Source organism: Cytobacillus sp. FSL M8-0252, from assembly GCF_038007345.1.
Lineage (GTDB): Bacteria > Bacillota > Bacilli > Bacillales > Cytobacillaceae > Cytobacillus > Cytobacillus kochii.
Genome location: NZ_JBBOWZ010000001.1, coordinates 2,890,014 through 2,905,141, shown reverse-complemented (window position 1 = coordinate 2,905,141; position 15,128 = coordinate 2,890,014). Strand labels below are relative to the sequence as shown.

The following is a 15,128-nucleotide window of genomic DNA, read 5'->3' as shown; positions in this document are numbered from 1 at the left end:
ATACTGTTTTTTTATTCGTTAAGTCATTAATACACAAATCAAGCTGACTTCACACTTAGAGCCTCCGTCAAATCCCTCATTCAATTCATAACAATGGCAACTAAAATATTCTTTTAAATCTTTAAGAAAGTTTTACATTTCTCAAACATACAATTGAAATAAAAACATAAATCAATCTGATTCGCCCGCTCCAAAAAAATAATAATACTTCATTGCTCGTTTACCTCACATGTTATTGGTAGGTTTTAGCGGGTTTTCTTTATGTACGTTTAAATGCTCGATTAGTAAGGGGGATGGGGATGGACCGCACATATTTAATCAAACCTGTAATAGATGCAGAGTATCCAATGATTGATTATGGCAAGGGTGTATATTTGTACGATAGTGAGGGGAAGGAATATCTCGATGCTTCATCTGGAGCGATTACGGCAAATATCGGTCATGGAGTTCAGGAAATTATTGATGCAATGACAGAACAGGCTAAGCGAGTATCTTTTGTATATCGCTCACAGTTCACAAGTGAGCCAGCAGAAAAGTTAGCCAAGAAAATAGCAAGTTTATCCTTCCCAGAGTTGAATTGGTGTTTCTTTGTCAATAGCGGGTCGGAAGCAACAGAAACTGCCATGAAAATTAGTATTCAATATTGGCAAGAAAAAGGTGTGATGACCAAGACAAAGGTTTTATCTAGATGGATGAGTTATCACGGAATCACTTTAGGTGCACTTTCTATGTCAGGGCATACTGGGAGAAGAGCGCGGTTTATTCCCCTATTAGAAGATTTTCCAGTAATTCAACCTCCTTATTGTTACAGGTGTCCGTACAATAAAGAAGCTCCTGAGTGTGGTTACCTCTGTGCAAATGAGTTAGATAATATGATTAGACGGATAGGGAGTGAGCATATTGCTGCTTTTATAGCGGAGCCGATCATTGGGGCATCGGGGGCAGCTATCACTCCACCGCAAGATTATTACAAGGTTATTAAAGAGATTTGTGAGCGCCATCAAATCTTATTTATTGCGGATGAAGTAATGACGGGATTTGGACGCACAGGTACAATGCTCGCTTGTGAGCAGTGGGGTGTTGAACCAGATATCGTTACATTAGGTAAAGGGATGGGGGCGGGATACACGCCGATTGCTGCTACTTTAGTCGGTGATCATGTGATGGAACCGATTGTCTCAGGTTCTAAGACCATTATGGGAGGGCATACTTTGAGTGCTAACCCTCAAGCCTGTGCCGTTTCACTCGCTGTCATAGAATATTTAGAAAAGAATAAAATTATACCTGAAGTAAAGAAAAAAGGTGAATATTTAAAAGCAAAGTTATTACAGCTACAAAAAAGTTTTTCATTTATCGGGGATATAAGGGGAAGAGGTTTAATGCTGGGGATAGAGTTTGTCCAGAACTTTGTAGAAAAGAAGCCATTCCCTAGGGCGATGAAAGTAACCGAAAGTATGATTAGTATTGCTCAACATCATGGGTTACTTGTTTATCCTGCTGGAGCAGGTTCAGACGGTGTGAATGGAGATGCAGTTATGATTGCCCCCCCTTTGAATATTACTTTTAAAGAAATGGATGACTTAATTCAACGCTTGCAAGAAACCTTACAACAATTTACGAACTTTTATTTAAAAGAAGTCGAGTTAAAGTTAGAAGGTGATGAAGAGTGAAACAGGCACTCAATAAAGTTTCATCTATTGAAGAAGTGGATCACTTATTTTTTGACGGTATGACATTAATGTATGGTGGTTTTGGTGGGGTAGGATCACCGCCGACACTGATTGAAGCGATTAAGCAAAAAGGGGTCTCACAGTTAAAGCTTATTGGTAACGATACTGGGTTTCCTCATATTGGTATTGGAAAAATCGTTAGCCTCGGCCGTGTGTCCCATATAATTACTTCTCATATCGGCTCTAATCCGATTGCAGGCCAATTAATGACAGATGGGAGGATGGCGGTTGAATTTTCTCCACAAGGGATACTGGCAGAGCGTATCAGAGCTGGCGGTATGGGGTTACCAGGGATTTTATCAGATATTGCAATCGATAATGATATCGTACAAAAGGGCAAGGTTTTTTGTGAAATCGCTGAAAAGCGCTATATGGTTGAAACGGCGTTAACAGCGGATATTAGTATCGTTTATGCTAAGAAAGCAGATACATTTGGTAATCTCATTTTTGATAAAAGTGCAAGAAATACGAATCCCCTTTGTGCGATGGCAGGAGACATTACCATTGCTGAAGTAGAAGAAATTGTTCCAGTTGGAAGTTTACAGGCAGAAGAAATAATTACGCCTGGTGTATTTGTTGATTATATCATCCAATCTGAGGGGGTTGACTGGAAATGGGCTTGGCAATAGAAAAGCGTAATCGTATGGCCAAAAGAGCAGCTGCAGAAATCAAATCTGGAATGGTTGTGAATCTCGGCATAGGTATACCCTCATTAGTACCTAATCATCTCCCTAGAGATTTTGCCGTCATGTTTCATGCCGAGAATGGCATTATTGGGATGGGACCGAGCCCCATCCATGGCGAAGAAGATGAAAACTTATGCAATGCCGGTGGATTTCCTGTTTCTTTAGTTACAGGTGGTTCTTATTTTGATAGCGCGCTCGCTTTTGGCATGATTCGTAGGGGTAAGGTGGATTTAACCATTTTAGGATCATTACAAGTGAGTGAAACCGGTGATTTAGCTAATTGGATTGTCCCGGGTAAAAAGGTACCGGGGATGGGGGGGGCAATGGAGCTAGCCCAAAAAGCGAAAAAAGTGATCGTCGTCATGAATCAAACGGATAAACACGGTCAATCGAAAATTGTGCAAAAATGTAGTCTTCCTTTAACCTCAACTGCTTGTGTCAATATGGTTATTACAGATATGGCAGTTTTTTCGGTTGAGAAAAATCGTGGATTAGTTCTTCATGAGGTCTTTAAACCTCATACTATTGATGAAGTATTACAACTTACTGATGCAACTGTGTCACTCCATGACAAGATTATTTTTTCATAGGGCAAAGGAAAATACTTAGCATTAGCGAATAACTGAAAAGAAAGCACTTTTTCCACATGATTTAACCTTTTTCACCATCGACGATATCTTTAAAGGAGTGGGGCTTCGATGAATGAAGATTTAAAACTCAAAGACTGGTTAAATGAAAATCGAGCGAGGGGTACACGTTTTTTACAAAGGCTTGTTCAAGAAAAAAGTACGCGTGGAAACGAGAGTAGTGCACAAGCAATTATTATTGAAAAATGCCGTAAATTAGGGCTTGCCCTCGATATATGGGAAATTGGAGATGAAGAGCTGCTTAAACATCCTGCTTATTGTTCTGATAGAAAGGATTATAGTGGTAATCCAAATGTAGTGGCTGTTCTAAAGGGCAAAGGAGACGGCAAATCAATCATTTTAAATGGTCATATTGATGTTGTACCAGAAGGGGATATAAATGACTGGACAGATGATCCGTTTAGTGGGCATATCCAAGAAGGTAAAATGTACGGTAGAGGTACAACAGATATGAAAGGTGGAACAGCCGCATTACTACTCGCTTTAGAAGCGATTATTGCTTCAAATATTAAACTGAAAGGTGATGTTATCTTTCAAAGTGTGATAGAAGAAGAAAGTGGAGGAGCAGGAACATTAGCAGCTGTTTTAAGAGGTTACCAAGCGGACGGCGCAATCATACCAGAGCCTACTAATATGAAAGTATTTCCAAAGCAACAAGGGTCAATGTGGTTTCGTGTATCTGTGAAAGGTAAATCAGCACATGGTGGCACCAGATATGAAGGAATCAATGCCATTGAAAAATCGATGTTAGTCATAGAAGGACTTCAGCAGCTAGAGAGAGTGCGAAATGCGAGAATTGACGATCCTTTATATGAAAATATACCCATCCCTGTGCCAGTGAATATTGGCAAAATTAAGAGTGGAGATTGGCCATCTTCTGTACCGGATATAGCTATAATTGAGGGCAGAATCGGTGTAGCTCCTCATGAGAGAATGGAAGACGTAGAAAAAGAATTAGAAGCGGCCATTGATGAGGTGTGTGTGAAAGATGGATGGCTATCAGAAAATATACCAAGTATTGAATGGTTTGGAGGCAGGTGGCAACCGGGGAATCTAGAAAGTGATCATCCATTAATCACTACTGTCGGTAAAGCTTTTGAAAGGGTGACAAATAAAGAAGCAATCATTGAAGCCTCTCCGTGGGGAACGGACGGAGGCATCTTATCAAACGTTGGTCATACACCGGTTGTTGTCATTGGTCCAGGTGTCACAGCTTCTGCTCATGATGCTAATGAATATATTTTTTTAGATGATGTATTTGAGGCTGCTGAGGTAATTGCCCTCTCCATTGTTTCATGGTGTGGCATGGTTGAAGAGTAAATAGATAGTTGCTTAGGTTAGTTGTTGGTTGCAGTAGGGTAAATAATAGATAAACAAACAATATTAAAAGATTAGTAGGAGGCAATTTAGATGCAGCAATTATTATGGATTAACGGAAAACATAAAAATACGCAAACGTTAAAAGCACTAAAAAGTCCTTATAACCAAGAGGTAATAGCAGAAATCGCTCAAGCTTCATCAAATGAAGTAGAAGAGGCGATAGAAGCAGCAAATGAAGCGGCGAAAAAAATGAGAGAAATGCCTGCTTATCAAAGAGCAGAGATTTTAGAATCTGTTGTTGAACAATTAAAGGCGCAAAGACAAAATTGTGCTGAGATCATTGCAAAAGAAGCAGCAAAACCGATAAAAGCGGCATTAGCAGAAGTAGAGCGGACCATTATGACCTATCGATTTGCCGCTCAAGAAGCAAGGAATATCCAAGGTGAAACAATCCCTATGGATGCGGCTCCAGGAGGAGAGGGAAGGGTGGCTTACACTGTTCGCGAACCACTTGGAGTTATTGCTGCGATTACCCCTTTCAATTTCCCTATGAATCTTGTTGCTCATAAAGTTGGTCCTGCAATTGCAGCTGGAAATGCTGTTGTGCTTAAACCAGCAAGTCAAACTCCGCTATCAGCCTATAAGATCGCCGAAATGTTTCAAGAAGCAGGTCTTCCAGCAGGTGCGCTCAATGTTGTTACAGGGAGCGGGAGTATAATTGGCGATGTTTTCACCAGTGATGAACGAATTGCGATGATTACTTTTACGGGCTCGCCTGCAGTTGGAAAATCAATTAAAGAAAATGCTGGTTTAAAAAGGGTGACGCTTGAATTAGGATCCAATTCAGCTGTTGTTGTTGATGAACATACAAATATTGAAAGAATCGTACCTCGGATTGTTGCTGGAGCTTATAATTTTCAAGGTCAAGTGTGTATTTCCGTACAAAGAGTCTTCGTTCATCAAAATGTTTTTGCTTCTTTTGTGAAAGCCTTTGTTGCTGAAACCAAAAAGCTTAATTTAGGAAACCCCCTCGATGACCGAACAGATGTATCAGCTTTGATATCTGAAGACGATACAGTGAGGGCTTCAGCATGGATTGATGAAGCGATAAGGAATGGTGCTGAGTTAGCATATGGAGGAAGAGAAGAAGAGGGTGTACTGCAACCAACTATATTATTAAATACAAGGTTGGATGATAAAGTTTCTTGTGAGGAAGCCTTTGCCCCGGTCGTTCATATTAATGAGTTTGCTTCATTTGATACTGCACTTGATTGGGTGAATCAATCTAAATATGGGTTACAAGCAGGTGTGTTTACAAATGACTTGCAAAGAGCGTTTCAGGCTGCGAAAAAGCTGCATGTTGGTGGTGTGATGATTAATGATTTCCCAACATTTAGAGTAGATCATATGCCATATGGAGGCGTGAAGGAAAGTGGAACAGGTAGAGAAGGAATAAAATATGCGGTGGAAGAAATGACTGAAATGAAACTAGTAAGCTTTCGCTTAGCGTAACGAACCAAATGAGTGACAGAATATGAAGGCTCGGCGATAGCCGGGCTTTTTCTATAATGGAGGGCGAAAAATGGTTGAAATCATACAGGAAAAACTGTGTACAAATCATTATGTAATGGACGTTGTAAAGGATTTCTATAATAAACGAATAAGGATTGATGATTATCGTGGTGATATGTGCGCAATCATAAAAAAAATAACTGAAGTTTCCGATGAACATGAGATTGAAAAGGTAATAATTAAAGCAAGAAAGGAGGATTTTGAAACGCTGATACAGAATGGTTTTCTATGTGAAGCTACCATAAATCGCTATTTTCTTGGGTCTGATTTATTCTTTTTCTGTAAGTATTATCAAACAGAAAGAAGAAGAAGTGATGACTGGATAAAAGAAGATGAGATTGTTGAAAATGTTTCTAAATTGTCAAAGGGGTTTCAAATAAATATCCCACCCGCAGACTATCAATTAAGAAGAATGACAGAAAATGATGCCAAAGGGTTGGCTACACTTTATCGGGCTATATTTGAAGTATATCCAACGCCTCTTCATGACCCCGAGTATATTAAGAAAACAATGAATGATGGTACGATTTATTTTGGTTATGTTTATGCAGATGAAATTGTAAGCGCTGCTTCAGCAGAAGTAAATAATGAGTATAAAAACGCAGAGCTAACGGATTGTGCTACTTTAGTGGAACATCGTAAGCATGGACTAATGAAAGTGTTATTACAGAGATTAGAGAAGGAACTTGCAAATGATGGAATCTTTTGTGCTTATTCGATTGCTCGTTCTTTATCTTTTGGTATGAACGCAGCCCTACACCAATTAGACTACGTCTATCGTGGAAGGTTAGGAAAGAATTGTTATATTTTTAATAAACTCGAGGATATGAATGTTTGGGTAAAAGATTTATCAACAACGATTTTAAAATAATTTGCCCAAAAGTTGGCAGTGTATGACAAATTTTCGGCACCTCATCTGTATTTATGGAATAGAGGGGGAATGAGATTGACAAGCGAGTACGGTATTTCTAAAGAGGTCTTATCAGCAATTTTAAATAGCATAGACGAAGGGATTCATGTTGTTGATCAACATGGCTATACGATCTACTACAATGAGATAGCGGCCAAACATGATGGTTTAAAAATAGAAGAAGTGTTAGGAAGACCACTTTTAGACGTTTTTCCCTCGTTAAACAAAAATACGAGCACATTGTTTAATGTCATGCAAACTCAGCAACCAATGATCAATGAACAGCAAAGTTATGTGAACTTATATGGAAAACAGATTGAGACCGTCAATACTACTTTACCGATCGAGCTTGATGGGAAAGTTGCTGGTGCGGTTGAAATTGCGAAAGATTATTCGCGAATTAAAGAACTGAATGATAGTTTGATTGATTTAAGATCAAAAGTAAAAAGCAAAAGAAAAACAGCAACAAGTCATTCACATGCAACCAAATATACCCTTGATAGCTTATTAACAAAAGATGAGAAAATGATAGCGGTAAAAAACGAAGCAAAAAAACTAGCCCGTTCACAGTCACCGATGCTTGTAATTGGGGAAAGTGGAAGCGGAAAGGAATTATTTGTTCAAGGAATACATGATGCATCACTCTCGGCAAATGCTCCCTTTATTGCACAAAACTGTGCTGCTATTCCAGAATCTTTATTAGAAAGTGTCTTATTCGGGACAACGAAAGGAAGCTATACTGGTGCCATGGATCGGCCAGGATTATTCGAGTTGGCTGATGGGGGCACATTATTTTTAGATGAGATTCATGCGATGCCTATAGAGCTACAAGCGAAGCTATTACGTGTGTTAGAAGATGGTCAAGTGAGGAGACTAGGAAGCACAACAAACACATATGTGAACTTTCGCGTCATTGCGGCAATGAATATTCACCCTCAAATTGCCCTGGCAGAAGGGAAAATACGAGCAGACTTATTCTATCGTTTAAATGTACTCACGTTTGAATTATTACCTTTAAGAGAAAGGAAAAAAGACATTGTTTTCTTAACTGAACATTTCATTAAGCAATATAACGAGCAATTTTTAAAAAATATTACAGGTCTACACCCACAAGTACAGCAGTTTTTTTTCAAGTACAAATGGCCAGGAAATGTCAGGGAACTTAAGCATACGATTGAATATATGATGAATGTGTGTAATGGATCAACCCTGACTATTCAAGATCTCCCTCTAATGCTTAAACAATATGTAAAAGAAAAGAAGGACTCTACTAAACAAACTGACTTTGCCCTGCGTCCCGCTTTAGCCAAATTGGAGAACCAATTAATAGAGGAAGCCATCAACCAGACAGAGGGAAATATATTAAAAGCAGCTAAATTGTTACAAATTCCAAGGCAAACGCTTCAATATAAACTACAAAGGCTTGAAGTGATATCAGGTGCTAAAGAATGATAGGGGATGACTAAGCTTTGACATAATAAATGTTCTTCTTAAAGTGCCGAATAATCGGCATTTTTTTTATGACCACCATTTGTTAAGAGCCCTTCTATTAGCTGTTCCCTCCATTTGTATCCACTGTGTAGGTGTTCGCATATCTTATTCTTAGAATGAAATAGTTGGCATGGCTTTTGCATAATAAAATTGACGACTACTTTGAAGGGGGAAATCATGTGAAACAGTTTTTGTATAAGCCAAAAAGGCATTGGAAGGATATCGAACTTTGGAAAGACGTACCTGAGGAAAAATGGAACGATTGGTTATGGCAACTAACCAATACGATAAGAACGTTAGATGATTTAAAAAAGGTTATTGATTTAACGCCTGAAGAAGAAGAAGGGGTTAAAATATCAACGAAAACCATTCCATTGAATATTACACCTTATTATGCCTCACTTATGAGTCAAGATGATCCACGCTGTCCGATTCGCATGCAATCTGTACCCATTTCAGAAGAAATTCATAAAACCAAATATGATTTGGAAGATCCACTTCATGAGGACGAGGATTCGCCTGTTGCTGGATTGACTCATCGTTATCCAGATCGTGTCCTCTTCTTAGTAACTAATCAATGTTCTATGTATTGCCGTTATTGTACAAGGAGAAGGTTTTCCGGTCAAATTGGCATGGGTGTGCCGAAGAAACAATTAGATGATGCAATTGAGTATATTAGAAACACATCTGAAGTTCGTGATGTCCTCATATCTGGAGGAGATGGTCTATTAATCAACGATAAAATACTTGAGTATATTTTAAAAAGCTTGCGAGAAATTGATCACGTGGAAATTATTAGAATTGGTACAAGAGCACCTGTCGTATTCCCGCAAAGAATCACGGAGAATCTATGTAATATTTTGAAAAAGTATCATCCAGTCTGGTTAAATACCCATTTTAATACATCGATTGAAATTACTGAAGAATCGAAAAAGGCTTGTGAAATGTTAGCAAATGCTGGTGTGCCAGTAGGTAATCAATCAGTTATTTTGGCAGGAATCAATGATAGTGTAGCAATTATGAAGAAACTGATGCATGACTTAGTTAAGATTAGGGTAAGGCCGTATTATATTTATCAGTGTGACTTATCTGAAGGGATTGGCCATTTCCGTGCACCTGTTTCAAAAGGGTTAGAGATTATTGAAGGCTTGCGAGGTCATACTTCAGGATATGCTGTGCCAACCTTTGTGGTCGATGCGCCAGGAGGAGGAGGGAAAATTTCTCTTCAGCCGAATTACTTGATCTCACAAAGTGCTGATAAAGTAGTCTTAAGAAACTTTGAGGGAGTAATTACGACTTATCCAGAGCCTGAAAACTATGTCGCAGGTAAAGCTGATGATTATTTCCAAGGTGTATATGGAGATATGGAAGATATGAAATCAAAAGTAGGTATTGCGGGCCTATTGAATGATGAAGCATTTAATCTTGTCCCAGAAGGACTATCAAGATTAAATCGTCGTGATAATTATGACCATGATCCATCTCATAGTAATTTGAAGAATCGTAGGGAAAAACGTGACGAGTTAAAAGAAAAGAAATACCAAGCAGAACAAAAGAAAAGGTCAGAGTCGGAAACGGCAGCTTCTAATGAGTGAGGTGATAACAATGCATAGCCATTGTACATGGTGTGATAGTAAGCATATTGAAGAGACAAAAGCCAGTGTGTTTTGGGAGCTCCCAGATGGCACGAGAGCAATAGAAATTACCCAAACACCATCTATTTTGTGCCAAGACTGTGATATGGAATATCAACCTGATGAACAAGTTAAAGAAATTGAAGATCAACTTTTTTTAATTGATACGAAAACAATAGATAAGGAGATTTCTTTTGCTGAATTGATGGCTAGACCACGATTGCTTAAGAGAAATTATTTTGATTTCTCTCATTTAGATTAACCTAATGCTTGATTTGTTATTAACTTTCCTTCATGATGTAGAAAAACGGATTAAAGGAAGTTGGTACGATGGCAAAATCTTTTTATCATTTTTTAATGACCTACCGCCATCCTGAACCAAAGGATGAAATAAGTATTTTTGCAAACGATGCTTACCTTGATCATAGTTTTCCTAAAATGTCTAAGAACTATCAAGAAATCAGTTCTTACCTTGAGTTAAACGGATCTTATTTAGCAACGATGACTGTCTTTGATGAAGCGTGGGAACTATATAATCATAAGGGATAAATGCTTAGTGTTACTCAATTTCTTCGCCTATGATTCTATTAATATGGTGTAGACTTACGTTTTATATAAGAGAGTAGGAAGTAAATTTAAAAGTACCTTATAGAGTAGATACGTAAAAGATCTACCTAAAGGTGCTTTTTATTTATAATTGACTTGGGTATGACCGCCGTGTTTTATACTCCCTAGCTAGTAACATAATATCTTTGATAGGATCAAGGACCATAATCTTCATATGAAGTGAATGACATGTTTATTTAATGAATTGCCTATAATAATGGAAATATAATATTAAGAATAAATTGACAATTACAAATAGTTTTAATAAAATGTTAGTTAATAAGCTAGGCATACGCCCAAATCTTCGTTAGGAGGGGTAATAGAAAAGAGATATATTTAGAAAAAGCTGTAGGAATAGCTTGGTGTTTATACGCCCGTTTGCCATACCTTAATCATAAGGGCGAATATATCAGTATTTTTTTAACTTGTTATATAACGTCTACATACATGTACAAATGTATGGGGGAGTTTGAAGTTTCTAAACCAAAAGAAGTTGGGAATTTAAACTAAGGGTGAAATGAGACTTATTAAAGAGCTTATCCCAATAGTTTTCCTGAAAAAAATTTTTTTAAGTTTATATATAATATCTATATACATGTATATATGTGAGGAGAGTTATGATGACTATTAATCGTGAAAGTTATATACCTTTATATAAACAAATTGCTCAAGACCTTCAAAGGAAGATTGAGAATAACATCTTTGAGCCAGGACAGAGATTACCTAGTGAACATGAATTAACAGAAGAATATGGGGTAAGCAGATTAACGGTTCGAAAATCAATAAAACTTTTATTGGAAGAAGACCTAATTATCATTCAACAAGGAAAAGGTATGTATGTTAAATTTCCAATCATTCAAACGGACATTATGAACGATGTATTAGACGTGCAAAACTTTAGAGGATTTTATGAAACTTTAACAGGTCAAGGTCTAAACGTGAAAATAAAGTTAGTCAAATACGGCGAAGAAGAGATACCAAAAAATATTGCCGAAGCACTAGAATGCTCGATGGATACTAAAATACGTACAATATACCGAATATTTTATTTGAAAGATATGCCGATCGCTTTTAACATTACCTATTTATCCCCTGAATTAGTTTTTACAGAAAAGATGATCGATGAAGTGGAGCACCAACCATTAAGTACATTGTTAAAAACAAGCCAAGATAATTCTCTGCTGGGTCTTGAGGAAATAAGATGTTCAATAGGGGTACGTCCTGTTTCGAAGGAAATAGCAAATAGGCTAAACGTCCCTAATAACCAGCCTCTAATGACATTAAGCCGAGTATTTTACTATAAAGATGCTTCTCCTCTTGTAGCAGGGCTCATGTATCTAAATACAGACTGTTATCAATTCACTATTAGAAGTAACAGTAAAGATAATAATGATAAGCCGACTTTAGAGATGTTATCAATTTACTGATAAAAAATAAATTTAAAATTAGGGGGGAATATTTTAATATGAAAAAAATGAAAGCGCGTTCATTCGTTGTTGTTTTGCTAGTTACATTAGTAATGCTAGTTTTATCCGCGTGTAATTCATCAGATGTTGCATCTTCGTCTGAAAAAGCAAAAGAAGAAAATGAAGGCTTACCAGAGAATTATCCTAATAAATCTATTGATGCACTTGTTGGTTTTGCTCCTGGTGGTGGTCAAGACCTAATTATGCGTACAACGGCACAAATTTTAAATGATGCAGAGATAATAAAACAATCTTTTGTCGTCACTAATAAAACAGGTGCTGGAGGTCGTATTGCAAGTGAAGAATTAGCGAGGCAAAATAGTGATCCTTACAAGTTAATAGTGATTCCTGAATATGGTCCAGGTTGGGACCCAAGACTTAGTTTAAAGTTTTCTGATTTCCAACCTATTGCTTCCCTGGCTACTAGTGAACTATTTATCTATGTCCATAAAGACTCCCCATATGAAACGATAGAGGAGTTGTTAAGTTCATTAAAATCGGAGAAAGATGTAACTATTGGTACACTCGGTCCAATTGATGGGGGTGAAGCCTTTAAATGGGATCTAATCAAACAAGGTGCAGGTATTGATAAATTAAACTTCGTTCCAATGGAAGGGGCTTCTGAAGGCTTGACGGCTGTACTCGGTGGCCAAATTGATACAACCTTAGGTGTACTTCCATTAATTAATGACTATATCAAAACAGGTGAAGTGCGAGTGTTAGCTGTCCTTTCAGAAGAACGTTCTAAAGATTTACCAGATGTCCCGACTTTAAAGGAATCGGGAGTGGAAGTTGCTTTCCATCGATATACAGGAATTTGGACAGGTGGGGACGTTTCAGCTGAGGTTGTTAATTATTGGGCAGAAAACCTAGAGGAAATGACAGAAACAGATACCTGGAAAAAATTTTTAAAGAACCGTGGTTTGTCTCCTTATTATCTAAATACGGAAGAATATACAAAATTAATTGAAGAAGAAGGAATAGAGTTTAAAAAATATTTGGAAGATTTAGAAAAAATAATTTTCTTGTAATTATTAAATTTCATTTCTCGAAAGGAGGTTTCGTATGTTCGTTGAGCGCTATTTTGGATTGTTTTTACTGTTTATTAGTATTGTTTTTCTCATCATGTCGTTTGGTTTACAAGTATATTCGACTAATCTGGGTGCGGTTGGAGCAGGCTTTTTTCCACGAATCATTTCCATATTATTATTCCTGCTTCTTTGCTTCCACCTTATGCAGATAATGAGATTAAAGAAAAAAGAGTCAGAAGAAGAAGTCGATAAAAAAATCCGATTTCAACAAGTTTTCATTATCCTCTTTCTTGCAGTGACGATTGGATTATCACACTTCATTGGCATGCTAGCAAGTATAGGGGTGTTTATGTTCACCATTTTAGCATTTGTGCAGAAAATACCTTGGTTTAAAGCGTTTACCTTTACCATTGTTGTTTTGATTTTGATGTATTTGATTTTTGAATTGTGGTTAGATAGTCCGCTACCATTGGGTATTTTTGGATGAAAAATAATTCATTTCTGGGGGTGAGATTTTGTTATCGGAATTATTAACTGGATTTACAACGATGCTTTCAAGTCCAGAAGCAATGCTCTGGTGTGTAATTGGTGTAACTTTAGGCACAATCATCGGTGCATTACCTGGCTTGGGTCCTATTACCGGCATGGCCCTTCTGTTACCTTTAACGTTTAAGATGGACCAGTTAAGTTCTTTAATTTTATTTATGAGTATTTATTTAGGATCGATGTATGGGGGACGGATTAGTTCAATTTTAATCAACGTACCTGGAGATGGTGGCGCCATTGTGACAACATTCGATGGTTACCCATTGGCGAGAAAAGGAAAAGCCGGGTATGCCTTAACATTAAGTGCGATTGCTTCATTTGTTGGGGGCGTTTTTGGGTTTGCAGGTATGGTATTTTTAACCACCATCCTTGCTAGATATGCACTCATGTTTGGACCCACGGAATATTTCTCACTCATCTTATTTACGTTGATTGTAGCTTGTGGGTTAACGCAGAAAAATCCATTAAAACCAATTATCGCTACATTGTTAGGTCTGTTACTATCAACTATCGGAACAGATATGGTTACAGGTGAGGAACGTTTAACTTTTGGCTTTGTGGAATTATGGGATGGAATGAATATCGCTGTCATCGGTATTGGGCTTTTTGGTATTTCAGAAGTACTGTTTAGGTTTGAAGAGAAAGTAACTACAAGAGGGATGAAGACAGATATAAAATTCTCCTCTTTATTTCCAAAAGTAAGTGAGGTTGTTAGTAACACGGGTTCGATGATAAGAGGATCAATTATCGGATTTATCGTAGGGGTTTTGCCAGGACCCGGTGGTCTTCTATCCACGTTTTTGTCTTATACTGTCGAGAAAAAGTTGTCGAAGGAACCTGAGGAATTTGGAAAAGGTGCCCCTGCTGGATTGAGTGGTCCAGAAGCTTCCAATAATGCGTCAGTAGGTGGTGCACTTATTCCTACATTTGCTTTAGGTATCCCTGGTTCCGCTTCTGCAGCCATATTGATGGGGGGACTCCTTATGGTTGGCTTACAGCCTGGGCCGCTTTTATTTGAAAATTCTTCAACCATCGTGTGGGCATCATTTGCAGGCTTTTTCATTGCAAATGTATTGCTGTTAATATTAAACGTTGCTTTTGTGCCTGCCTTTGCCTTTTTAATCCAAAAAATTGAACTGTTCCTAGTTCCATTTATTGCTGCATTTTGTTTTATTGGTGTTTATATGATTAATTATAGTTTTTTTGATATCTGGCTTATGATCATTTTTGGACTGCTAGGTTATTTTTTTAGAAAAACGAATTTCCCGTTAGCACCGTTCTTTTTTGCATTTATATTAGGACCAATGCTTGAGGATAATCTTAGGAAAGCAATCTTGACTGCCACAGGTGATTTAACCGTATTCTTTAAAAGCCCGATCTCACTATTTTTCCTAATAGCAACAGCTATCGTTCTAGTACTTCCACATATAAGGAAAAATAAAACAGAAAAAGATTCTTCCACTAAAAACATGTAAATAGGATAAGGAAT

General features: G+C 37.6%; 14 protein-coding genes. All 14 read left to right on the top strand.

The window, feature by feature from the left end; genetic code table 11:
• The first annotated feature begins 299 nt into the window (after positions 1–299).
• The 14 genes from MKX83_RS14560 (at position 300) to MKX83_RS14495 (ending at position 15,114) form a co-directional block, all read left to right on the top strand.
• Positions 300–1,670 carry an aspartate aminotransferase family protein gene (locus MKX83_RS14560; RefSeq protein ID WP_095372877.1) on the top strand — a complete coding sequence of 457 codons (1,371 nt, stop codon included), beginning with the start codon at positions 300–302 and terminating at the stop codon, positions 1,668–1,670.
• Positions 1,667–2,359: a CoA transferase subunit A gene (locus MKX83_RS14555; RefSeq protein WP_095372878.1), complete on the top strand. Its 693-nt coding sequence runs from the start codon at positions 1,667–1,669 to the stop codon at positions 2,357–2,359. The genes MKX83_RS14560 and MKX83_RS14555 overlap by 4 nt, the downstream gene beginning before the upstream one ends.
• Positions 2,344–3,006: a 3-oxoacid CoA-transferase subunit B gene (locus MKX83_RS14550; RefSeq protein WP_095372879.1), complete on the top strand. Its 663-nt coding sequence runs from the start codon at positions 2,344–2,346 to the stop codon at positions 3,004–3,006. The genes MKX83_RS14555 and MKX83_RS14550 overlap by 16 nt, the downstream gene beginning before the upstream one ends.
• Before the next feature lie 108 nt (positions 3,007–3,114).
• Positions 3,115–4,383, top strand: coding sequence for a peptidase (locus MKX83_RS14545; RefSeq protein WP_095372880.1), 1,269 nt, complete (start codon positions 3,115–3,117; stop codon positions 4,381–4,383).
• A 90-nt stretch (positions 4,384–4,473) separates the two neighbouring features.
• The gene (locus MKX83_RS14540) at positions 4,474–5,895 is read left to right on the top strand and encodes an aldehyde dehydrogenase family protein (protein WP_307313249.1); all 1,422 of its coding nucleotides are present in this window, start codon (positions 4,474–4,476) and stop codon (positions 5,893–5,895) included.
• A gap of 70 nt (positions 5,896–5,965) precedes the next feature.
• Positions 5,966–6,826 carry a putative beta-lysine N-acetyltransferase gene (gene ablB / locus MKX83_RS14535; protein ID WP_341051466.1) on the top strand — a complete coding sequence of 287 codons (861 nt, stop codon included), beginning with the start codon at positions 5,966–5,968 and terminating at the stop codon, positions 6,824–6,826.
• 75 nt (positions 6,827–6,901) lie between these two features.
• Positions 6,902–8,317: a sigma-54 interaction domain-containing protein gene (locus MKX83_RS14530; RefSeq protein ID WP_307313254.1), complete on the top strand. Its 1,416-nt coding sequence runs from the start codon at positions 6,902–6,904 to the stop codon at positions 8,315–8,317.
• Between the two features lie 218 nt (positions 8,318–8,535).
• Positions 8,536–9,951, top strand: coding sequence for a lysine 2,3-aminomutase (ablA, locus tag MKX83_RS14525; protein ID WP_341056015.1), 1,416 nt, complete (start codon positions 8,536–8,538; stop codon positions 9,949–9,951).
• A gap of 10 nt (positions 9,952–9,961) precedes the next feature.
• Positions 9,962–10,252 carry a YokU family protein gene (locus MKX83_RS14520; RefSeq protein ID WP_095372885.1) on the top strand — a complete coding sequence of 97 codons (291 nt, stop codon included), beginning with the start codon at positions 9,962–9,964 and terminating at the stop codon, positions 10,250–10,252.
• A gap of 68 nt (positions 10,253–10,320) precedes the next feature.
• Positions 10,321–10,539 carry a YozE family protein gene (locus MKX83_RS14515; RefSeq protein ID WP_095372886.1) on the top strand — a complete coding sequence of 73 codons (219 nt, stop codon included), beginning with the start codon at positions 10,321–10,323 and terminating at the stop codon, positions 10,537–10,539.
• Between the two features lie 677 nt (positions 10,540–11,216).
• Positions 11,217–12,023 (top strand): GntR family transcriptional regulator, encoded by an 807-nt coding sequence (locus MKX83_RS14510; RefSeq protein WP_180316956.1) that lies wholly within the window; start codon positions 11,217–11,219, stop codon positions 12,021–12,023.
• Between the two features lie 38 nt (positions 12,024–12,061).
• Entirely contained in the window at positions 12,062–13,093 is a 1,032-nt protein-coding gene (locus MKX83_RS14505; RefSeq protein WP_341056012.1) for a tripartite tricarboxylate transporter substrate binding protein, read from the top strand.
• Between the two features lie 34 nt (positions 13,094–13,127).
• Entirely contained in the window at positions 13,128–13,580 is a 453-nt protein-coding gene (locus tag MKX83_RS14500; RefSeq protein WP_307313261.1) for a tripartite tricarboxylate transporter TctB family protein, read from the top strand.
• A gap of 28 nt (positions 13,581–13,608) precedes the next feature.
• Positions 13,609–15,114, top strand: coding sequence for a tripartite tricarboxylate transporter permease (locus MKX83_RS14495; protein WP_341056009.1), 1,506 nt, complete (start codon positions 13,609–13,611; stop codon positions 15,112–15,114).
• The last annotated feature ends 14 nt before the right edge of the window (positions 15,115–15,128 follow it).